The sequence below is a fragment of the Paraburkholderia sp. BR13439 genome (assembly GCF_040948805.1).
In the GTDB taxonomy this organism is placed as follows: Bacteria; Pseudomonadota; Gammaproteobacteria; order Burkholderiales; family Burkholderiaceae; genus Paraburkholderia; species Paraburkholderia youngii.
Map to the genome: position 1 here is coordinate 213,620 of NZ_JBFPKN010000001.1, position 21,353 is coordinate 234,972.

Here is a 21,353-nt window from a genome sequence, read left to right on the forward strand (position 1 = left end):
GCGCCGGACCGGCGCCGCGCATCGGCTGTGCCCGCTGCGCGTCGTGCCGGACACCGGACTGCCTCAAGGCGCTTCGCGCCGTTGCTACCGCAGTCACAACTTTCCCGCGCCTAAGATCATGCACCAGCCGGCCGCCAATAGTCTGCGCCGCACGCTGCTGCGGCGCCTCGCTGCTCCCCTGTCGCTGCTCGCGCTAATGAGCGGCCTGATTGCCTACTGGCTCGCCTGGCAGTACACGCAGCACGTGGTCGACCGTTCGCTCGCGGACCTCGCGACCGCTATTTCCAAACAGATCCAGATTTCCGGACCGGAAGCGCCGATCACGGTGCCGCCGCTCGCGCAAGCGATGTTCTCCGACCCGGTCGAACATCTGGTCTACCGGATCAGCACCGGCGACAGCGAAATCGCCGGCGACCATAATCTGCCGCTGCAAGGCACCAACGTGCGCCGCATGCATTACGCGTACGTATTCGAGACGCAGCACGAAGGCGTGACCGTGCGGGTCGCTCAGGTGCGCGTCGATCAGCCGGGCGGCAATCCGATCGTCGTCGAAGTCGGGCAGCCCGTGCATCACCGCTACCGCATCGCCGCGGAGTTCCTGATCGCGATCATGATGCCGTTGCTGCTGCTGCTGCTCGCCGGCTGGGTGATCGTGTGGCGCGTCGTCAATCAGCAGCTCAATCCGCTGACCGCGCTCGCCGATTCGCTGAACCGGCAAACGCACACGTCGCTCGAGCCGGTCGACGAAACCTATGTGCCGGTCGAGATCCGTCCGCTGACGGGCGCGCTGAACGCGCTGCTCGATCGTCTGAAAGCCGCCCTCGATGCGCAACGTAAATTCATCGCCGATGCCGCGCATCAGCTGCGCACGCCGCTCACCGCGGTGAAGCTGCATGCGGAGCAGGCGGTCGTCGCGCGCGATCCGCAGCAGACGCTCGCCGCCGTGCGCGAACTGCGCGCCGCGGCCGATCGGGCCGTGCGGTTGTCGAATCAATTGCTGTCGCTCGCGCGCGCCGAGCCGGGCGAACAGGCGGCCCGCTTCGTCAATGTCGATATGGCCGCGCTCGCCTTCGACACGGGCGCCGAATGGGTGCCGCGCGCGCTAGCGGTACACGTGGACCTCGGCTTCCAGCGCCTCGACGATCCGTCGAACGACGACCCGTTGATGGCGCGCGGCAACCCGGTACTGCTGCACGAAGTGATCGCGAATCTGCTCGATAACGCGCTGAAGTATGTGCCGCCTTCGCGGGCCGACGGCGGACGCATCACGGTGACGGTTTCGCAGACCCTGATCGACGATCTGCGCATGGCCGAGATCGTCGTCGAAGACAACGGGCCGGGCGTGCCGCGTTCGCAGCAGGCGGATCTGTTCAAGCGGTTCTTCCGCGGCGACGGGCAGACCGAGGCGGGCGTCGACAGCGGCGCGGGTCTCGGCCTTGCGATCGTCCACGACATCATGGTGCTGCATCACGGCAGCGTGCATTACGAGGACGCGCCGGAGGGTGGCGCACGCTTTATCGTGAGGATTCCGTTGCTGCCGCCCAGTGCGTCGGCAGACGCTGCCACCGCCAGCGATGCCAACGAGCGACGCGCCACGAAAAAACCGGCGCACTCGGCGCCGGTCGATTTGTAGAAGGTTTGCCGGGCTGCCCCGGGGGCATCCGCCTTGGCGCCTCGATCAGCGCAGACAGCTAACGCCGCCCGCCGGCCCGTGGCTCATTTCTTCTTCGATTTCTTCGCCGATTTGCTGGACTTCTGGTCCTTGTCGGCACCTTTACCCGACTTGCCGCCGCCCTTGCCCTTTTGCGGCGGCGCCAGCATCGTGCCGCGGCACTTGCGTGCGCCGCAACGGCATTCGTATTCCTTTTTCAGCTTCTTCGTCTGCCGCGCGTCGATCACGAGGCCGTAGTCGTAAAAGATTTCCTCGCCCTCCGCGATATCGCGCAGCGCATGCACGTACACGTGTCCGTCGATTTCCTCGGCCTCGCAGTTCGGCGCGCATGAATGATTGATCCAGCGCGCGCTATTGCCATTCACCTTGCCGTCGATAACCTTGCCGTTGTCCAGCGCGAAATAAAACGTGTGATTCGGTTCAGCCGGATTATGCGGATGACGGCGCAACGCTTCTTTCCAGGTAATCCGCTCGCCCTTGTATTCGATCAGTCGTTCGCCCGCCGCGATCGGTTCGAGAGCAAACACGCCTTTGCCGTGCACACCCGAACGGCGCACGGCGATCCTGCGTGAATTCATTGAATGAATCCTTGTGAAGAACTGGGGGATCAAGTCTGGCAATCGTCAGGCGCGTCTCGCGCGCGGCTTTTTCTGACGCGAATAGCAAACGCGGCGCCCTGCGAGCGCCGCGTCGACTTGCGACGCGCATCGCGCCACAACCGGCATCCTACACGCTGTCGACGGCTTCCTTCAACCGTCAGCCGATGCGTGTGTTCAACGTGCGACGAGCGTCACCGTTGACCGAACGTAATGTCGCCGAACAGCGCTTTCTGGTCGCGCGGTTGTGAACGCCAGTACTGCGGCGGCGCTTCGACGGTCGCGCCGAGGTTGGCGGCCGCATGCCACGGCCAGCGCGGGTTATAGAGCAGCGCACGAGCCAGCGCGATCAGGTCGGCATCGCCCGCTTCGATCAGCTGCTCGGCGTGCAGCGGATCGGTGATGAGCCCGACGCCGATCGTCGCCAGACCCGTTGCGTGCTTGACCGCCTTCGCGAATGGAATCTGATAGCCCGGCTCGAGCGGAATTTTCTGCAGCGGCGACACGCCGCCCGACGACACGTCGATCCAGTCGCAGCCGCGCCTTTCCAGCTCGTGTGCAAACGCAATCGTGTCTTCCAGCGTCCAGCCGCCCTCGACCCAGTCGGTCGCCGACACGCGCACGCCGACCGGTTTGTCGGCAGGGAATGCGGCCCGCACGATGTCGAAGATTTCGAGCGGGAAACGCATGCGATTTTCCAGCGAGCCGCCATAGTCGTCGGTGCGCTGATTCGCGATCGGTGACAGGAACTGATGCAGCAGATAGCCATGCGCGGCATGCACTTCGAGCGCATCGATGCCAAGACGCGCGGCGCGGCGCGCGGACGCGGCGAACGCCTCGCGAATCCGGTGCAGGCCGGCGACATCGAGCGCAAGCGGCGGCTCCTCGCCCGGCTTGTGCGGCAGCGCCGACGGCGCATGCGGCAGCCACCCGCCTTGCGACACCGGAATCAGCTGGCCGCCTTCCCACGGCACATGGCTCGATGCCTTGCGGCCCGCGTGCGCCAGTTGCATCGTCACGTTGATGTGCGAATGCTTGCGGATCGCGGCCAGCACCGGCACGAGCGCCTCTTCGGTCGAGTCGTCCCACAAACCGAGATCGCCGGGAGTGATGCGGCCATCCGGTTCGACGGCGGTCGCTTCGATGCACAGCATCCCCGCGCCGGACAGCGCGAGCCCGCCGAGGTGAATCATGTGCCATGCGGTCGCTTCGCCGCGCTCGGCGGAGTACTGGCACATCGGGGAGACGACGATACGGTTGGGAAGCGTCACGCTACGCAGCGTGAGCGGAGAAAAAAGCGCGCTCATGGATTACGTCCAGTGAAAGCCCGAGAGCGATCGAGCATAGCACCGCACGCGGTTTGCTGCAGAAAGGGGGCACTTCGCTGGCCACTTACGTCGCCATTCGGCCAGCCATTCAGACCTTCGTCTCGACCTGGTCGAGCCATTCGCCGAACATACGGCACCCGGCGGCTTCGAGCGCGGGACCGTATCGAGCGGTGTCGGCGCGCAACTGACGCGCGTCGATGCCGTGACCCGACAGTTCATTGGCATTGCCAATCAGCCAGGGTTCGAACCGATCGGTGCGGATCTCGGGATGACACTGCAAGCCCAGCACGTGATCGCCCCATGCGAAGGCCTGATTCTCGCAGGCCGGAGTCGATGCTAGACGGGTCGCGTTGGTGGGCAGATCGAAGGTGTCGCCGTGCCAATGCAGCATCGACGTATGAGCGCCATCGAGATGACGCAGTGGCGAGGCGCGGCCCGCATCGGTCAGCGTAAGCGGCGTCCAGCCGAGTTCGGCCTGAGCCACGGGGTAGACGCGCGCACCGAGCGCCCGGGCGATCAGTTGTGCGCCAAGGCAGATTCCAAGTGTCGGCAACCCGGCCGCGATGCGCTTTTCGATCAACGACAGCAGCGGCGCTAGCGTGGGGTACAGCGCATCGTCGGTGGCACTGATGGGGCCGCCCAGCACGACCATCAGCGACGCGGCAATCGGATTGGGCGCCTCGATACGGGCGACGCCCACGTCGAGATAGCGGACCGGACGCCCGCGCTCGCCGAGCACGAGCTCGAGACTGCCCAGATCCTCGAAGTGCACATGGCGGATGGCGAGTACTTCCCGATTCATCGGCCTGCCCTATCTTCAGGTTGACTAACGACTTGCCGCCAACGACTTTATCCTTGCACGGCACCAGCCGGCAAGCAGGCGGCGTATACCGCCCGCCGTAGCCGGCCAGGTCATGTTAGCGGATTGTTCCGGAAGACGCCGGTTATTGCGCGAAGATCTTCCAGGTCTTCTTCTGGGTGGCTACGTCCGCCGTTTCGTGCACGGAGCAGTCGAGACGCACATCGGTATCCGACATGTTCAGGTCGAGCAGCGCGCAATGATGCGGCGTCTTCTTCGGATTCTTGCTTGCCTGGAAATGCGTGCAGCTCAGGCACATGCGATGCGACGGAATCGTATTTTGCGCTTCGAGCTGATAGATGGTCTTGAGCAGCGTGCGATAGAACACGGACTGTTCGTCCTCGCGCAGCGTGCCGACCGCCTTGGACAGGAAGTCCGGCCATTGCGCGGCGCGTTTGGCAGCGGTGCGGCCACGCGAGGTCAGGCGTACCGCGAGCGCGCGACCATCGTCGAGTGCGCGACGCTTTTCGACGAGACCCTTGGTCTCGAGCGTGCTGACCGCATCGCTGGTGGTCGCGGCGGTCAACGCCGTTTCGCGCGCGATCTCGCCGAGACGCATCGGCCCCTTGCGTTGCATCAACAGCACGAGGATCTCACCCTGGGTCGGCGTCAGGCCCGCGCCTTCCGCCCATTCCCAAGCCTGGCTTCGCATCGCCGTGCTCAATCGCAAGAGGCTGTGGGTCACTCGCCCGTTTGCCTGTTCTCCGTATACGCCTTCGCTCATAATCTTCGATTCGTTTATTTACCGCTTTGGTGCGATGCCGGCGGTTGCCTGCCGGGGTACGCCCGTCGCTTGTGTGGGTAGCTTCGTCCAACCGCGGATGAAGCCGTTTGTACTATCTCAAAAATACACCGCCTTGGAAGCCGAAGGCGGCGAAAAACGACATTCTATGCGAGACCTGCAAATCGTACAGCTAACTTATCCAACGCGAGCTGTGGATAAGCAGGGGAAAACGTTTGGACAGCCTGTGTACCGTTTTGCAACAAGCACTTGCAGCGTGTCGAGCGTTTCCTCGGTTGCGCTTGCCAGGCGTGGCCGGAGCGTCTCTCGTCAGCCTGGTTATCAATTCCCCAGAGCATTGACTTTTCAGGTATTTATTCAGTTGTCCACACCCTTTGGCAACGCCTGCTCACTGCCCCTACGCTGGTATACGTAAACTTTCGACAAACCTGAAGGGTTATGCGCACGAAAAGGCGTAAAAATTTTTTTACGAAAAAAAAACCCGCACGGGGCGGGTTTCGTCGGAACGTCGCGTAACTGCCGCACGCAAACGGTTTCATGAGGCATTCGCGGCTAGGCTCGCCACTGCAAACACTGCTGCCGAACCGCTTCATGCAAGGACTTCTCCTGCGCAAACATGCTGCGCAACCACGTCGCGTCGTTGACCTGGCCACGCGCGATCGCGCCGACTTCGGCCAGCGCATTGACCGAGCCGAGCGCTTCCGCATGCGATCCGATCTGTTCGAGCGTTTCGAGGATATCTTCGGAAATCGTCTTTCGTTCACCGGTTTGCGGATTGATGCAGGTGCCGCCGAGTCCGAAACGGCAGGCTTCGAAACGGTTGAACGTGTAGACCAGATAGTCGTCTTCCTGCGGCGCGATCGGCTTGTCGAGCAGCAAATGACGCGCGAGCGTCTGGATGTAGCAGGCGATCGCCGCGGCGCGATCCACCGAAAACGGCGTATCCATCACCCGAACCTCGATCGTGCCGAACCCCGGTTTCGGACGGATATCCCAGTAGAAATCCTTCATGCTGTTGACCACGCCCGTGTGGACCATCTTCGAGAAATACTCCTCGAAGCTGTCCCACGTCAGCACGAACGGCGCGCGGCCCGACAACGGAAACGCGAACACGGAATTCAGTCGTGCCGAATGAAATCCGGTATCGACACCCTGTACGAAAGGCGACGACGCGGACAGCGCAATGAAATGCGGGATGAAGCGCGACATCGAATGCAGCAGATACAGCGCGCTGTTCGGATTCGGGCAACCGATGTGCACGTGCTGGCCGAACACCGTGAACTGCTTCGCGAGATAGCCGTACAGCTCGGAAAGATACTGAAAACGTGGCGTATCGACGATCTGCCGCTCGCTCCATTGCTGGAAGGGATGCGTTCCGCCGCCGCACAGACCGACGTTCAGATGGTCGGCCGCGGAGACCAGCGTGTCACGAATCTTGCGCAGATCGGCGACCGCCTGTTCGTGCGACGTGCAGATGCCGGTCGACAGCTCGATCATGCTTTCGGTGATTTCCGGCGTGATGTTGCCGGGGATTTTTTCGTCCTTGATGAGGCGCAGCAGATCGGTGCCGGCTTTGGTCAGATCATAGTCGTGCGTATTGACGATCTGCATTTCGAGTTCGATACCGAACGTGAACGGTTTCGAATCGATGAAGGGTTCGAGTGACATGGCGTCCCCTGAGTCAGGTCGTTTGAGGCGAAGGAATTGAAAAGACGGGTTCGTGAAACGCGCATGGCACCCACGCGCGTTTCCCGCTCACCCCTCGCGCCGCTCGGCGACGAGCGCGAGGCTGCGATAGACGAGCCACGGCCCGAGAATCTGCAGCACGAAAATCGAACACATGACGATCGCGCGCAGTTGCGGATCGAAGCTCGGATACAGGTTGTACGTGTCGTCGACGAGCAGATACGCGAGCGCCGACATCGGTGACAACGACAGGCCGAGTGCGATGCCCTGCTTCAGGTTCAGGCCGCTCGGCTTCGCGAAAGCCAGCACGCCGACCAGCTTCGCGACGAGGCGAGCAACGATCAGGCCCAGCGCCGCGACTCCGCCCAACGCGATGTGCCTCCATTCGAACGACGTCAGCGTCAGCACGAACAGGATCACCGTCAGCAGCCAGCCCGCGGTGCCGAAATGCTGCGGCCACAACTGCGGACGCGCTTCGTGATTCTTCACGATGATGCCCGCGGCGAGCAGCGCGAGAATCGTCGATAGCTTGAACAGATGCGCGATTGCGATCGCAAGCAGCACCAGACCGAACAGCGCGACGAACGAATGCTCGTCGTGCATGTTCAGGCGCCGATAGAAGAACGTGCAGGTGCGCGCGAGCAGATATGCGAGCACGAGCGAGCCGACCAGCAGGTACAACGGCTGCAGGATCGTCGCGAACACGTTGCCGTAAACCTCCTGATGCAGCCAGCTCGACACGAGCTTTTCGATCACGACCGCGTACATGCTGTTCAGCGCGGTCAAGGTCAGAAGACGCTGCGTGACCTGGCCTTCGGCGCGCAGTTCGGTTTTGAGCTGGATCACCATCGCGGGAGATGTCGCCATCGCGATCGCGGCCAGTACGGTCGCGACCATCAGCGGCACGTGCAGGAATAGGAGCACCGGCAGCACCAGCACGAAAGTCAGCGTGGCTTCGGCCACGCTCGACAGAATCAGCCACGGATTACGGCGGATCCAGCGCAGATCGAGCCGGCTGCCCAGTTCGAACAGCAACAGGCCGAGCGCGACGTCGAGCAGCGGCCGCGCGGCGCTCGCGGAATCCGCATCGATCACGCCAAAGCCCGCCCCGCCGGCTATGAGGCCGATCACCGCATAGCCGGAAATGCGCGGTAAACGCCACGCGCGAAAGCAAAGCTCGCCGCACAGACCAGCGACAAGCAATGCGAGACCTGCCCAGAAAATGGCGTCGGGTGAAAGCGGCCACGCAGGCAGAAACGAAAACGCCGAATTCATCGTAATGGGTTCTCCTTGGCAGCAACGGCAGACGACACGAACCGGCGCACACGCACGCCGTGGCACGAGCGAACCGAGAGCGCTCGTTGTCGCAAGCGCTTCGCGAAGTCAGCGTTGCGAGGTTTCAATGATCGGATGATCGGAATGCGCCGCGGCCGCAAAAAACCGCACTGAGTCGGGCACATTCACGGGATGCGGCAGTAGCAACAGGCACGGTGAAGGAACGCCGTCGACCTTGAATCAGATTCTGTTTGACCGGCACCGTTCCGTTGCTGCGCGTGCCGTCAGATGCGGTGGCACGACGCGGAAAAGAACCGGGATTGTGCCATAGCTTGTTCCGCGTTGACCGAAAAGACGTTAACTCGCTGGCAAAACGGTAAAAAAGTACGTTATTTTCATACCGAACGGAAAAAGCGACCTTTTTTCGAGGTATCCCGTCAATTTCAACGACATCGCGAACGGTGAATCCGCTCCCTGGCGTTACGTCCGCGTGTGTTTACCTTGATGCGCGGTTTGGTCTGATTTTCTTTCGCGCTCTTCCTAGGTTAACGGCGCGCATCGAGTAATCCGTTTACGTGAGCTCGAACGAAATTCATCCAGCCCGATAGGCGGGGCGCTAGCCCCCGTCTTTGCTGTTTACTGGTTTACCGTATGTATACGTAGTAACAGTTAACAAGCTGCCTCGGTTTCTGTGGATAACCTATGTATACCGAAATAAATCATCAGGTTGTCGGCCGCATAACCGGATGGACAGCATGTGCGGCCGCGGCCGGTATACGCGAGCAACTTTTCGCACTTTTTCGCGATGTTCCAGTTACCCCGTTTACGTCCACAACGGCTCCACACCACTTGCGCCGGTTAACTGCGCGGTTATCCACAGGTTGCGGTGGATAAGCGGAGGTGTCGGTTAACGTGGTTTACAGCGCAGGCGGAGTTAACGTGCCGGGCGTTAAGTCCGCAATGGTCGAAGCCGGGTTAACCGATCGTCCCCTGTCGCAACGAACGCAGCAGAAAACGCGCGGGGTCGATGTCCTCGGCGAGATCGCGTTCCAGCGGCCACGGCTCGCCTTCGATCTGTGATGCGATCAGTTCAGCGCCGAGCGCTGCCCATACCAGCCCGCGAGAACCATAAGCGAATGCGCCGTATAGACCGTCGACGCGCGGCAGATCGAGCGGCCATGCGCCGCGCAGGCGAGCAGCATCGCGTGCGGCGGCGGCTTCGTCGGCGAGCTGGCCGATCATCGGCATGCGGTCCGAGGTGACGCAGCGAAACGCAACGCGTCCGCTGAGCGAGGTCAGCGACGCGTCATCGAGTGCGCTTGCGAACGACGGCAGCATCTGCGCGACGCGCTCGAGATTTTCGCGGTGACCGTCCGCGCGCAGCGACGTGTCGGGGTCGTCGAGCTCATAGGTCGCGCCTGTCAGCGTGACGCCGTTCGCGAGCGGCACGGCATAGCCCTCGCCGATCACCGGCAGCGCGAGCGGCGCGACGGTCCCCGCCGGCAGCAAGCTCAACTGACCGCGAATGCTGCGAGTCGGCGCATGACGCAAGCCAGCGATGCGCGCAGCTTCATGCGCACCGGCGACGATCACGACCGGCGCTCGCGCGACCATCTTTCCCGCGATATCGAAGACGGTCCACTGGTCGCCGCAACGTTCGAGCCGCGCGACTTCGACGCCGAAGCGTCGTTCAAGCAAGCCGCCTGCCGATGCCAATTGCGCCGCGCAAAGAGAGGCGGGATCGATCCAGCCGCCGCGCGGAAAAAACCAGCCGCCACGCGCGAGCGGCATGCCGGCGAGTCGCGCTGCATCGGCCGCGGAGACCGGCGTCACGTAGTCGGACGGATAGCGAAACGTGGCGATGGCCGCGCCGATCGCGCGCGATTCGTCGTCGTCCGCGGCGATCTGCAGCAGGCCGCGATCTCCGCGGGCCAGTCGATGCCCTGCGTTTTCGAGTACGGTCCAACGATTGAGCGCGTACAGAAAACCCGCCCGGGTGACGCGCGACGCGACACTGTCGTCGCGCGAAATCATTGGGTGGAATACGCCGGCCGGATTGCCCGACGCATCCTGCGCAACCGACCCATGCCGCTCGAGCGAAGTCACGCGCCAGCCGCGTGCCGCAAGCCGCTCGATCACTGCGCAGCCGGCCAGCCCCGCTCCGATCACGACCGCATGTCGTTCATCGTGGCCGAACGGCGCGGGCGGTTCATAACGGCGCACACGCCAGCGCGGCGCGAAGCGTCCGACCAGCATCGCGCGTTTCCAGCCGAAGCCGTCGACCTTGCGATACTCGAAGCCGCATTGCGTCAACGCGCGTTTCACGTCGCCCGCGCTGCTATAGGTGGAGAAGGTCGCGTCGTCGCCGGCGACACGCGCGAGCGCCTTGAAGATCGCCGGGTCCCACAGATCGGGATTTTTCGCGGGTGCGAAACCATCGAGATAAAAAGCATCGGCACGCAGCCGCAATGCGGGCAGGCTGTCGAGCGCATCGGCGAAGATCAACGTCAGCACGACGCGGCCGCCTTCGAATTCGAGCCGGTGCGTACCGGGCACGAGCATCGGCCATGCGTTCGCGAGCGTGTCCGCGAGTTGGGCGATCAGCGGATCGGAGATCGTCGATGCGTGGACGCGGCGCAGATCGGCGGCGCTAAACGGATGCTTCTCTGTCGACACGAAATGCAGCCGCTCGCAGCGTGCGGGATCGGCGCGCCACGCGGCCCACGTGACGAGAAAGTTGATGCCGATGCCAAAGCCGGTTTCGAGCACGGTGAAGGTTCGACGGCTCTGCCATCTTTCGGGCAATTCGTTGCCGCGCAGAAAGACGTAGCGAGCCTGCTCGAGCGCGCCGACGGCGCTGTGATAGATGTCGTCGTAGTGCGGTGAAAAGGGGCTGCCGTTGTCGCGGAAAGCGAGGACGGCGGGGATCAGCGGATCGGTCATGCGCGACGGGAAAACACGCTCAAAAGATCGCTCGAAAGAGCGGGTTCGATGGTCGGAGTCGGCGCGCGCCGCGCGCGAGTCGCCGCAAAAGACCCATCAGGACGCTTTCAGACGCTTTGCTGCGTTGGCAAAAACCAACGCTAACCCCCGCCAGGACTGGGTTTCAGCCCTCGTTTAGGGGGTGCTGAAGGGCAAAATTTCGATTTACTTGCAAGAACGGCCCGAAAACCGTGCAATTCCTCGAAACCCTTATCCTGATTGGGTTTGCGCTGCGCTATCATAGCAAGCGCCGCGAAGGGAGCGGCAGCACGGCCGCCGAACAGTATCCTGTCCGGCGTGGGAGATCTTCAGGATCGGGGCCGCAGCTGCTCGACGGCGCGGTGCGCGCACGTATAATCGGCGCGGTCGCGCTGTTCGTATCAACCTAAACTCAGAAAGGAACCTTAATGAACAAACAGGAACTGATCGACGCTGTCGCAGGACAGACGGGCGCCAGCAAGGCTCAAACCGGTGAAACGCTGGACACGTTGCTTGAAGTGATCAAGAAGTCTGTGTCGAAGGGTGAGGCGGTCCAGTTGATCGGCTTCGGTAGCTTTGGTTCGGGCAAGCGCGCAGCGCGTACGGGGCGTAATCCGAAGACCGGCGAAACCATCAAGATCCCGGCTGCCAAGACTGTCAAGTTCACGGCAGGCAAGGCGTTCAAGGACGCAGTCAACAAGCGCTAAGCAGACTACTGCCGGGCAGTTGACACCCGCGAGAAAAAACCCGCCAGTGGCGGGTTTTTTTTCGTCCGTGCATGAGGTTCGAATGCGCGGCGTGCTTCGTTCAGTCATGACGATGCGCGTTCTTGCCGTGGTCATGTCCACAATGCTCGCAGTCGTCGCCGTGCCCGTGATGATGACGGTGATGCTGGTCGTGATCGTGGTCATGATCGTGGTCGTCGAACTCCCATGCCGGGAACGGATCGGGGAACTGCTGCCAGGCTTGCGGCCCGAGCGCGTATTCGTCGTCGGTGAGCAGACAGGCATCGAACTTCGCGCGCCAGAGGGCGGGGTCGATATCGACGCCGATCAGCGCGAACTCCTGACGACGATCGCCGATGCTCATATCGTCCGGCTCGCCGTACCAGTCGGCGGCGATTTCGGCGGCCAGGTCGTCGTCGCCTTCCGGCCATTCGCTGCGATCCTGCGCGGCCCACCACATGCCCGCGGGGCCGTGCCGGCAAGCACCACCGGCCTGCGAGAGCGAACCGCCGATATCGTTGCGTGTCGCGAGCCAGAAGAATCCCTTGCTGCGCAGTACGCCCTTCCACTCCTGGTGCAGCAGCTCCCATAGCCGCTGCGGATGAAACGGCCGGCGTGCGCGATAGACGAAATTGCCGACGCCATATTCGTCGGCTTCGCTGTGATGCATGCGGCCATCTTTACCGCTGTGCTCATTCTCGTGCTTGTGCTCGAGCGCCGCGAGCCAGCCCTGCGCATTCGACGCTTCGTCGAAATCGAAGCGCCCGGTGTTCAGCACCTGATCGAGCGGCACGTCGGCAAAGCGGCTCACGAACTGCACCGCGCGCGGGTTCAGGCGCGCGAGGATGCGCTGCAAACGCGCGAGCTCGTCCGCGCTGACGAGATCAATCTTGTTCACGACGAGCACGTCACAAAACTCGATCTGCTCGATCAGCAACTCCACGGTCATGCGGTCGTCGCCTTCGTCGACCGTGACGCCGCGTTCGGAGAGCGCATCGGCAGACGCGTAATCGCGCAGGAAGTTGAACGCATCGACGACCGTGACCATCGTATCGAGCCGGGCGGCTTCGCCGGGCGATGGGGCTTCGTCGCCATCGTATATGATGGTTTCGGCAATCGACATGGGCTCGGCGATGCCACTCGATTCGATCACCAGCACGTCGAAGCGCTTTTCGCCGGCGAGGCGACGGATTTCGCTTTGCAGATCGTCGCGCGCTGTGCAGCAAATGCAGCCGTTCCTGAGTTCAACGATCCGCTCGTCGACGCCCGGCAGCTCGTCCGCATCACGCACGAGCGTCGGCTCGATATTGACGTCGGCCAGATCGTCGACGATCGCGGCGACGCGCAAACCGGCGCGATTCGCGAGGATGTGGTTCAGGAGCGTGGTCTTGCCAGCGCCCAGAAAACCGGAGAGCACGGTGATGGGCAATAGCGGCTGGTTCATCGCGGTACGAAATACGGGAAGATTGGAAGGCGTGTGGGGCGTGGGGCCAAATCGTCGGCGTCGCTGCGACGGCGCGAAAAAGCACGAAGTCGCATTGTGCATTAAAATGCGTGCGGCTCGTGCGAGCGGCAGCGTTGGAATGGCTTACTGCGCGGGCATCAACTTCCAGTTGCGCAGAATCGCAGCGATCTGTTGCGCGTATTTGTCCCGCAACGTCGGCGTCTCCGAGTGGTATGCTCCGACCGCTTGCCAGGTATTGCCGTACTTGTTCATCTGGCGGCGCAGATGCCACGCCGCGATGTAAACGTTCTTGCATGGCTCCATCAGCGTGCCCTGCGAGATTCCGTACTGGGCGAGCACCGGCAGATGCACCGAATTGATTTGCATCACACCGTAGTCGGTCGAGCCGTTCGCGTTCTTGTGCTGCGCATCCGGCCGGTTGTGCGACTCCTGCCACGCGATAGCCCGTAAGATCAGCGGATTGACCTTCTGATACTTCGCCGCTTCATCGAAGCAGTCGGCGCGCGCGGAACCGGCTGCGGCGAGCAGCGCGAGCGTGGCGGCAACGGTGACGAGCGGACGTTTCATCGGTCAATAGGACTAAGCAAACCCGAGGTAAGAATCGGTAAGGCAGTTCGCCGACCGCGTCTCGGCCGCAACGGCAAGCTGGCCGGGCGTTTGTCGAGCATCGGGGAAAACCCGCGTCAGCAAACACATAACAGTGGGTCGAACGGCTCGTATCATACCGGCAGTCCGACCTTCGTCAAGTTGGCTAACCGACATAAGACCGTACAAAGCCGGGTGATGGCGTGAGTGTACGGTGATGGTTAGCTTTCAATTTAATAACAGCTCTGCGATCTTCATGGATTCGCATGAGGCCCCTTGTTTTGTTTCAATTCCGACATGAAAAGCTGTTACTGTTCGATTTTTTCGGACGTCGGGACGCTGGAGCTCGAAGCGAAACTCGCTTTTAGGGCCGGCTCACAAACCGACCAGGCGGTAGCTTGCCGCCGGGTCCGCATCGCATGACCGTCGGTGGCAGAGGCTGCCGGCATCGATATCACATCCCATGAGAAGAAATTGTATGGCTTTGCGTCGGGCGGCAACGGCGCTGCTGGTGGCTGGACTGATCACCGCGCAAACTGCACAGGCGCAGGTGACACTCAACTTCGTCAACGCCGACATCGACCAGGTCGCCAAGGCGATCGGCGCGGCGACCGGCAAGACGATCATCGTCGATCCGCGGGTGAAGGGGCAACTGAACCTCGTGTCCGAAAATTCTGTGCCTCAGGATCAGGCGCTCAAAACCCTGCAGTCCGCGCTGCGCATGCAGGGGTTCGCGCTCGTGCAGGATCATGGCGTGCTGAAAGTGGTGCCCGAGGCCGACGCCAAGCTACAGGGCGTGCCGACCTACGTCGGCAACGCGCCGACGGCGCGCGGCGACCAGGTCGTCACGCAGGTCTTCACGCTGAGGAATGAGTCGGCCAACAATCTGCTGCCGGTTCTGCGTCCGCTGATCTCGCCTAACAACACGGTCGCGGCCTACCCCTCCAACAATACGATCGTCGTCACCGACTACGCCGACAACGTGCGGCGCATCGCCCAGATCATCGCGGGTGTCGATAGCGCGGCCGGCCAGGCGGTTGCAGTCGTGCCGCTGAAGAACGCGAATGCGATCGACATCGCGCAGCAGATGAACAAGATGCTCGATCCGGGTTCGATCGGCAGCACGGACGCGACGCTCAAGGTGTCGATCTCGTCCGATCCGCGCACCAACTCGCTGCTGATGCGCGCGTCGAACACCGCACGCCTCGCGGCGGCCAAGGAGCTCGCCAAGCAGCTCGACATGCCGACCGCGATGCCGGGCAACATCCACGTCGTGCCGCTACGCAATGCCGACGCGACGAAGCTCGCGCGCACGCTGCGCAGCATGCTCGGCAAGGGCGGCGGCGAGGGCTCGTCGGGCGGCGCGAACGAGGCGAACTCGTTCAACCAGAACACGAGCGGCGGCGGTGGTGGTGGTGGCGGCGGTGGCGGTCTGTCGAACAGCAGCTATTCGACGGGCTCGTCGGGCACGCCGCCGTTGCCGTCGGGCGGCCTCGGCGGCGGCTCGATGAACTCGCCGATGGGCGGCGGCGCTTCGGGCTCGAGCAGCAGCAGCGGTGGTTTTCTGAGCAGCGACAAGGAGAAGAGCGAGGACCAGGGCGGCGGCATGATCACGGCCGATCCCGCGACCAACTCGCTGATCGTCACGGCGCCCGAAGCGACGTACCGTAACTTGCGCGCAGTGATCGACCAGCTCGATGCGCGCCGCGCGCAGGTATACATCGAGGCCCTGATCGTCGAGCTGAACTCGAATACGAGCGGCAACCTCGGCATTCAGTGGCAGGTCGCGAACGGCAACCTGTTTGCCGGTACCAACCTGGCGACTGGCTCGGGCAACAGCATCATCAACCTGACGGCCGCGGCGGCCGCGGCGGGCTCGACCGGCGGTCTCGCGACGGCGCTGGGCAGCCAGGGCCTGCAACAGGGCCTGAACGTCGGCTGGATCCACAACATCTTCGGCGTGCAGGGTCTCGGCGCGCTGCTGCAAGCGCTGTCGCAGACCGCCGACGCGAACGTGCTGTCCACGCCGAACCTGATCACGCTCGACAACGAAGAGGCGAAGATCATCGTCGGTACCAACGTGCCGATCCAGACCGGTTCGTACTCGAACCTGACGAGCGGCACGACGAGCGCGGCGTTCAATACGTTCGACCGTGTCGACGTCGGTCTGACGCTGCACGTGAAGCCGCAGATTACCGACGGCGGCATCCTGAAGCTGCTGCTCTACACGGAAGATTCGGCGATCGTGAACGGTACGAACAACGCGGCGACGAACCCGGCGGGCCCGGAATTCACGAAGCGTTCGATCCAGTCGACCGTGCTGTGCGATAACGGCGAGATCATCGTGCTCGGCGGCCTGATGCAGGACAACTACCAGGTCAGCAACAGCAAGGTGCCGCTGCTTGGTGACATTCCGTGGCTGGGCCAGCTGTTCCGCTCCGAGCAGAAGACGCGCAACAAGACTAACCTGATGGTGTTCCTGCGCCCGGTCATTCTCGCCGACCGCGACACCACGCAGGCCGTCACGGCGAACCGCTACGACTACATCCAAGGTGTGCAGGGCGCGTACCGTCAGGACAACAACATCATGAGGGATCGCGACGATCCGGTCGTGCCGCCGATGCCGCTCGGCCCGAGCCAGGGCGGGGTGCCGGCGTTGAACCTGTTCGACCTGAACCAGATGCGCCGCCAGCAGATGATGCCGCAGCAGGCACCGCAACAGGTGCCTCAACAGGTACCGCCGCAGGCCGTACCGCAAGCCGGCGCGCCGGCCATGCCGCAAGCGGGCGTCCAGACCACCACCCAACCCGTGCCCCAGACGGTGCCGCAAACCATGCCGCAACCGGCCGTCGTCGAGCCGGCGAGCGGCCCGGTGCCGAGCACGGTGTCGCCGGGAGCGCGTCCGTGACGCAGATGCCCGCGCAAACCGCGCCCTCGCAACGTCCGCTGAACGGCGATGCCGCGGCCGGCGAGCGCGCGGCGCCCTCGCCGCTTGCCGCCCGGCTCGTGCCATACGGTTTTGCGCGTAGCGGCCAGATCCTGGTCGCGCATCAGCATGCCGATAGCCTCGAAGTCTGGATCAGCGAACGCACGAGCGAAGCCGCGCTTGCCGAAATCGCGCGCAACTACGGCGTAGTGTCGGTCGTGCGCGTGCCCGCCGACGATCTCGCGCAGGCGATCAACCAGGCCTATGCGCGCCAGGACGGCAGCGCCGCGCAGGTGGTCGGCGAAGTGGAAGGCGAAGTCGATCTGTCGCGGCTGATGCAGGACATCCCCGAGGTCGAGGATCTGCTCGAATCGGAAGACGACGCGCCGATCATCCGCATGATCAACGCGCTGCTCACCCAAGCGGCGCGCGAGCAGGCATCCGATATTCATATCGAGCCGTTCGAGAATGCGTCGGTAGTGCGTTTTCGCGTCGACGGCACGCTGCGCGACGTGGTGCGGCCCAAGAAAGCGCTGCACGGCGCGCTGATCTCGCGGATCAAGATCATGGCGCAGCTCGACATCGCGGAAAAACGTTTGCCGCAGGACGGCCGCATCACGCTGCGCGTCGGCGGTCGTCCGGTCGACGTGCGGGTATCGACGCTGCCGACGGGCCACGGCGAGCGCGCGGTGCTGCGTCTGCTCGAGAAAGACGCGGCGCGGCTCAATCTCGAAGCGCTCGGCATGGCATCCGACACGCTCGGCCAGTTCGACAAGCTGATCGGCAAGCCGCACGGCATCGTGCTCGTGACGGGCCCGACCGGCTCAGGCAAGACGACGACGCTGTATGCGTCGATGTCGCGACTGGAGACGGCAACCACCAACATCATGACGGTGGAAGACCCGATCGAATACGACCTGTCCGGCATCGGCCAGACCCAGGTCAACGAGCGGATCGGCATGAGCTTCGCGCGCGCCTTGCGCTCGATTCTGCGTCAGGACCCGGACGTCATCATGATCGGCGAAATCCGCGACCTCGAAACCGCGCAGATCGCGGTGCAGGCATCGCTGACCGGCCACCTGGTGCTCGCCACGCTGCACACGAACGACGCGGCATCGGCCGTCACGCGTCTGACCGACATGGGCGTCGAGCCGTATCTGCTCGCATCGTCGCTGCTCGGCGTGCTCGCGCAGCGGCTGGTGCGGCGGCTGTGCCCGGTGTGCCGCGAAGAGCGCACCGAAGAAGATGGCAGCAAACGCTGGCATCCGGTCGGCTGCGACCGTTGTGGCCAGTCCGGTTACGCGGGACGCCGCGGCGTCTACGAGCTGTTGCTGATCGACGAATCGATCCGCTCGCTGATCCACCGCAACGCGGCCGATGCCGAAATTCTCGAAGCGGGCCGCGCCCAAGGCATGCGCACGCTGCGCGAGGATTCGGAGCGCTGGCTCGCATCGGGACTGACGTCGCTCGAAGAAGTGATTCGCGTGACGGGCGGAGCATAAGCGCATGCCGGCATTCCGTTTTGAAGCGATCGACGCGGCGGGCAAGGCACAAAAAGGCGTGCTCGACGCCGACAGTGCGCGCGGCGCGCGCACCAACCTGCGTTCGCAGGGACTCACGCCGCTCGTCGTCGAACCGGCGGCGTCGCGCACGCGCGGCGAGCGCAATCAGCGGCTCGCGCTCGGGCGTCGTCTGTCGCAGCGCGAGCAGGCGATTCTGACGCGGCAGCTCGCGAGTCTGCTGATCGCGGGCCTGCCGCTCGACGAAGCGCTCTCGGTGCTGACGGAGCAGTCGGAGCGCGACTACATCCGCGAGCTGATGGCGGCGATTCGCGCCGAAGTGCTCGGCGGTCATTCGCTTGCGAACGCGCTGCAGCAGCATCCGAAGGATTTCCCCGAGATCTACCGGGCGCTCGTCGCGGCCGGCGAACACACGGGCAAGCTCGGCCTGGTGCTGTCGCGGCTCGCCGATTACATCGAGCAGCGCAATGCCCTGAAGCAGAAGATCGTGCTGGCGTTCACGTATCCGACGATCGTCACGATCATCGCGTTCGGCATCGTTACGTTCCTGCTCAGCTATGTGGTGCCGCAGGTCGTCAACGTGTTCGCGAGCACCAAGCAGCAACTGCCGTTTCTGACGATCGTGATGATGGCGCTGTCCGGTTTCGTGCGGCACTGGTGGTGGGCGATGCTGATCGGCGTGATCGTGGTCGTCTATCTGGTGCGCGCGACGCTCAGGCAACCGGGGCCGCGCCTTGCCTTCGACCGCTGGCTGCTGACCGCGCCGCTGCTCGGCAAGCTGGTGCGCGGCTATAACACCGTACGCTTCGCCAGCACGCTCGGCATTCTGACCGCGGCGGGCGTGCCGATTCTGCGCGCGTTGCAGGCCGCGGCCGATACGCTCAGCAACAACGCGATGCGCGAGAACATCGACGATGCGATCGTGCGGGTGCGCGAAGGTACGTCGCTGTCGCGCGCGCTCGGCAACACGAAGACGTTTCCGCCGGTGCTCGTGCACCTGATCCGCTCGGGTGAAGCGACCGGCGACGTGACGACGATGCTCGATCGCGCGGCCGACGGCGAAGCGCGCGAACTGGAGCGTCGCACGATGTTCCTGACGAGCCTGCTCGAGCCGCTGCTGATTCTGGCGATGGGGGGCGTGGTACTCGTGATCGTGCTTGCGGTGATGCTGCCGATCATCGAACTGAACAACCTCGTGCAGTAGCAGCAGCCGTAGCGCGAGGAAGGAAAAGAAAGGATTGGCGCGGCGTGCCGTATCAGCCGCGCAACCGCTTCAAGTTTCAGCGCACGTAAATGGTGGGACCGCTGGAATTGGCGGGCAGGAAGATTTCCGAGTGGGCGCCATTGCGGTCGATGATGATCGAGCGGGCGCGAACTTCGGAGAGCCTGGTGCCTTGCATCAGCGTGCTGCCGAGCGACACCGCGTGCGGCGGCTCGCCACCGACGCTGACGATCGCCGCGGCGCCTTCGCTCAACGCGAGGATGCCGAACAGATGGATGTCCTGATTGACGTTGCGCGCGAGCTGTCCGCCGAACAGCGTCGCGGCCTGGTCGGTCGAGACCTGCGCGTGTGCGGCGGCAGCCGGCAGCGGCGCGCCGGACATCGTGGTGAGCGTGATGACCCAGTAGGTGAGCGTCGCGCAGAAAGCGGCGAACAGCGCGAGCGACAGGAGGCGGATTTGGATGGCGTTCATGCGCACATTGTACGGACTATTGTGAATATTGCGGTGGGTTGAAAGCCTTCAACTGCATGACATTAAAATGACCGGCCCGGCGTGTTCAATTTGACAACCCGAGCCGAAAATTTCACCTGAAAAGAGGTAGCAAGCTATGCAACTGTCGACCATTCGCCGCGCTGACAACGCGGGTTCACGCGGCCGTCGTCAACGCGGTTTCACGCTGATCGAAATCATGGTCGTGATCGCGATTCTCGGCATTCTAGCCGCGCTGATCGTGCCGAAGATCATGAGTCGTCCGGACGAAGCGCGGCGCGTCGCCGCGAAGCAGGATATCGGCACCGTGATGCAGGCGTTGAAGCTCTATCGCCTCGACAACGGCCGCTATCCGACCCAGGAGCAAGGCCTGCACGCGCTGATCGAAAAGCCGTCCACCGACCCTGTGCCGAATAACTGGAAGGACGGCGGCTATCTCGAGCGTCTGCCGAATGATCCGTGGGGCAATGCGTATCAGTATCTGAATCCGGGCGTGCACGGTGAGATCGATGTGTTCAGCTACGGTGCCGATGGCAAGCCGGGCGGCGAAGGCAACGATGCCGACGTCGGGTCCTGGCAATAAGCACGGCGAACAGAGCATCCCGCCAGGCTCGATGATGTTCACGCACGCGCCCTCGTTGCCACTGGGTTGGCCGCTGGTTTCACCGGGCGCCCTGCCCGCCGCGCCGCAATTTGCGTGGCGCGACGAAGCGTGCGTGCTTCACCGATGCATTGCTGTTTGAATATTCGTTGATCGTCGATGGCCGGCACTATGCGCACGTCCGCTTGCAAGTCCCGTGTGGACACTCCGTGTACGGCTTCACGGCCGCGCTCCCGGCAACGCCGCGGCCGCGCGGCTGGCTTCACGCTGCTCGAAATGATGGTCGTGCTCGTGATCGCGGGTCTGCTCGTGTCGCTGACCGCGCTGACGATGACCCGCAATCCGCGCACCGATCTGAACGAGGAAGCGCAGCGTCTCGCGCTGCTGTTCGAATCGGCTGGCGACGAAGCGCAGGTGCGGGCGCGGCCGATCGCGTGGCAGCCGTTCGAAGGCGGCTTCCGTTTCGATCAGCGCACCCAGGACGGCTGGCGTCCGTTGCGTGACGATCTGCTCGGGCCGCGCAAGTGGGAAGGCGGCGTGACCAGTGTCGCGATCAGTTTCCCGGGTTCGGATTCGCACGCCGATCGCATCGTGTTCGGTACCGAGGCGATCGACGTGCCGGTGCAGGTCACGCTGTTTTCGGCGGCCGGACAGGCGACGATCGTCAGTACCGGCAATGGCCGCTACGAGGTGCGCTGAC

18 protein-coding genes are annotated in these 21,353 nt (G+C 63.5%); 8 read left to right on the forward strand and 10 right to left on the reverse strand.

Annotated elements, in window-relative coordinates; genetic code table 11:
• Positions 1–118 precede the first annotated feature (118 nt).
• Positions 119–1,633 carry a sensor histidine kinase gene (locus tag AB3X96_RS01000; RefSeq protein ID WP_368588270.1) on the forward strand — a complete coding sequence of 505 codons (1,515 nt, stop codon included), beginning with the start codon at positions 119–121 and terminating at the stop codon, positions 1,631–1,633.
• 83 nt (positions 1,634–1,716) lie between these two features.
• On the opposite strand, the gene AB3X96_RS01005 is transcribed toward AB3X96_RS01000, so the two are convergent.
• The 7 genes from AB3X96_RS01005 to mnmC form a co-directional block, all read right to left on the reverse strand.
• Complete coding sequence (locus tag AB3X96_RS01005) at positions 1,717–2,250, reverse strand: SET domain-containing protein (RefSeq protein ID WP_368588271.1); 534 nt, start codon at positions 2,248–2,250, stop codon at positions 1,717–1,719.
• 212 nt (positions 2,251–2,462) lie between these two features.
• On the reverse strand, positions 2,463–3,575 hold the full coding sequence (locus AB3X96_RS01010) for an NADH:flavin oxidoreductase/NADH oxidase (RefSeq protein WP_176368613.1): 1,113 nt from the start codon (positions 3,573–3,575) through the stop codon (positions 2,463–2,465).
• A 109-nt stretch (positions 3,576–3,684) separates the two neighbouring features.
• Positions 3,685–4,398: a glutamine amidotransferase gene (locus tag AB3X96_RS01015; protein ID WP_368588272.1), complete on the reverse strand. Its 714-nt coding sequence runs from the start codon at positions 4,396–4,398 to the stop codon at positions 3,685–3,687.
• 142 nt (positions 4,399–4,540) lie between these two features.
• Positions 4,541–5,179: a MarR family winged helix-turn-helix transcriptional regulator gene (locus AB3X96_RS01020; RefSeq protein ID WP_176109905.1), complete on the reverse strand. Its 639-nt coding sequence runs from the start codon at positions 5,177–5,179 to the stop codon at positions 4,541–4,543.
• Positions 5,180–5,749: 570 nt separating this feature from the next.
• On the reverse strand, positions 5,750–6,865 hold the full coding sequence (locus AB3X96_RS01025; protein WP_368588273.1) for a YbdK family carboxylate-amine ligase: 1,116 nt from the start codon (positions 6,863–6,865) through the stop codon (positions 5,750–5,752).
• Positions 6,866–6,952: 87 nt separating this feature from the next.
• Positions 6,953–8,158, reverse strand: a complete 1,206-nt coding sequence (locus tag AB3X96_RS01030; protein WP_368588274.1) for a cation:proton antiporter — start codon at positions 8,156–8,158, stop codon at positions 6,953–6,955.
• Between the two features lie 975 nt (positions 8,159–9,133).
• Positions 9,134–11,101 carry a bifunctional tRNA (5-methylaminomethyl-2-thiouridine)(34)-methyltransferase MnmD/FAD-dependent 5-carboxymethylaminomethyl-2-thiouridine(34) oxidoreductase MnmC gene (mnmC, locus tag AB3X96_RS01035; RefSeq protein WP_368588275.1) on the reverse strand — a complete coding sequence of 656 codons (1,968 nt, stop codon included), beginning with the start codon at positions 11,099–11,101 and terminating at the stop codon, positions 9,134–9,136.
• Between the two features lie 230 nt (positions 11,102–11,331).
• Between mnmC and AB3X96_RS01040 the strand changes: the two genes are divergently transcribed.
• Together AB3X96_RS01040 and AB3X96_RS01045 are read left to right on the forward strand one after the other, a co-directional pair.
• Positions 11,332–11,529: a hypothetical protein gene (locus AB3X96_RS01040; protein WP_176109901.1), complete on the forward strand. Its 198-nt coding sequence runs from the start codon at positions 11,332–11,334 to the stop codon at positions 11,527–11,529.
• 18 nt (positions 11,530–11,547) lie between these two features.
• The gene (locus AB3X96_RS01045) at positions 11,548–11,826 is read left to right on the forward strand and encodes an HU family DNA-binding protein (protein ID WP_013090989.1); all 279 of its coding nucleotides are present in this window, start codon (positions 11,548–11,550) and stop codon (positions 11,824–11,826) included.
• A 100-nt stretch (positions 11,827–11,926) separates the two neighbouring features.
• On the opposite strand, the gene AB3X96_RS01050 is transcribed toward AB3X96_RS01045, so the two are convergent.
• Positions 11,927–13,288, reverse strand: a complete 1,362-nt coding sequence (locus tag AB3X96_RS01050) for a GTP-binding protein (RefSeq protein WP_368588276.1) — start codon at positions 13,286–13,288, stop codon at positions 11,927–11,929.
• Between the two features lie 144 nt (positions 13,289–13,432).
• The gene (locus AB3X96_RS01055; RefSeq protein ID WP_368588277.1) at positions 13,433–13,876 is read right to left on the reverse strand and encodes a lytic transglycosylase domain-containing protein; all 444 of its coding nucleotides are present in this window, start codon (positions 13,874–13,876) and stop codon (positions 13,433–13,435) included.
• Positions 13,877–14,372: 496 nt separating this feature from the next.
• Between AB3X96_RS01055 and gspD the strand changes: the two genes are divergently transcribed.
• From gspD to gspF, 3 genes are read left to right on the forward strand one after another with little or no spacing between them, the layout of a single operon-like run.
• Positions 14,373–16,802: a type II secretion system secretin GspD gene (gspD, locus tag AB3X96_RS01060; protein ID WP_368588278.1), complete on the forward strand. Its 2,430-nt coding sequence runs from the start codon at positions 14,373–14,375 to the stop codon at positions 16,800–16,802.
• Positions 16,803–16,807: 5 nt separating this feature from the next.
• A complete protein-coding gene (gene gspE, locus AB3X96_RS01065) occupies positions 16,808–18,322 on the forward strand; it encodes a type II secretion system ATPase GspE (RefSeq protein WP_246392220.1) in 1,515 nt (504 codons plus the stop codon).
• A 4-nt stretch (positions 18,323–18,326) separates the two neighbouring features.
• On the forward strand, positions 18,327–19,544 hold the full coding sequence (gspF, locus tag AB3X96_RS01070) for a type II secretion system inner membrane protein GspF (RefSeq protein ID WP_176380597.1): 1,218 nt from the start codon (positions 18,327–18,329) through the stop codon (positions 19,542–19,544).
• A 76-nt stretch (positions 19,545–19,620) separates the two neighbouring features.
• On the opposite strand, the gene AB3X96_RS01075 is transcribed toward gspF, so the two are convergent.
• On the reverse strand, positions 19,621–20,034 hold the full coding sequence (locus tag AB3X96_RS01075; RefSeq protein WP_176109897.1) for a type II secretion system protein N: 414 nt from the start codon (positions 20,032–20,034) through the stop codon (positions 19,621–19,623).
• A 136-nt stretch (positions 20,035–20,170) separates the two neighbouring features.
• Here AB3X96_RS01075 and gspG point away from each other — a divergent pair, with 136 nt between their 5' ends.
• Both gspG and AB3X96_RS01085 read left to right on the forward strand, forming a co-directional pair.
• Positions 20,171–20,635: a type II secretion system major pseudopilin GspG gene (gspG, locus tag AB3X96_RS01080; RefSeq protein ID WP_176109896.1), complete on the forward strand. Its 465-nt coding sequence runs from the start codon at positions 20,171–20,173 to the stop codon at positions 20,633–20,635.
• A gap of 177 nt (positions 20,636–20,812) precedes the next feature.
• Positions 20,813–21,352, forward strand: coding sequence for a GspH/FimT family pseudopilin (locus tag AB3X96_RS01085; protein WP_176380599.1), 540 nt, complete (start codon positions 20,813–20,815; stop codon positions 21,350–21,352).
• Position 21,353: the final 1 nt, after the last annotated feature.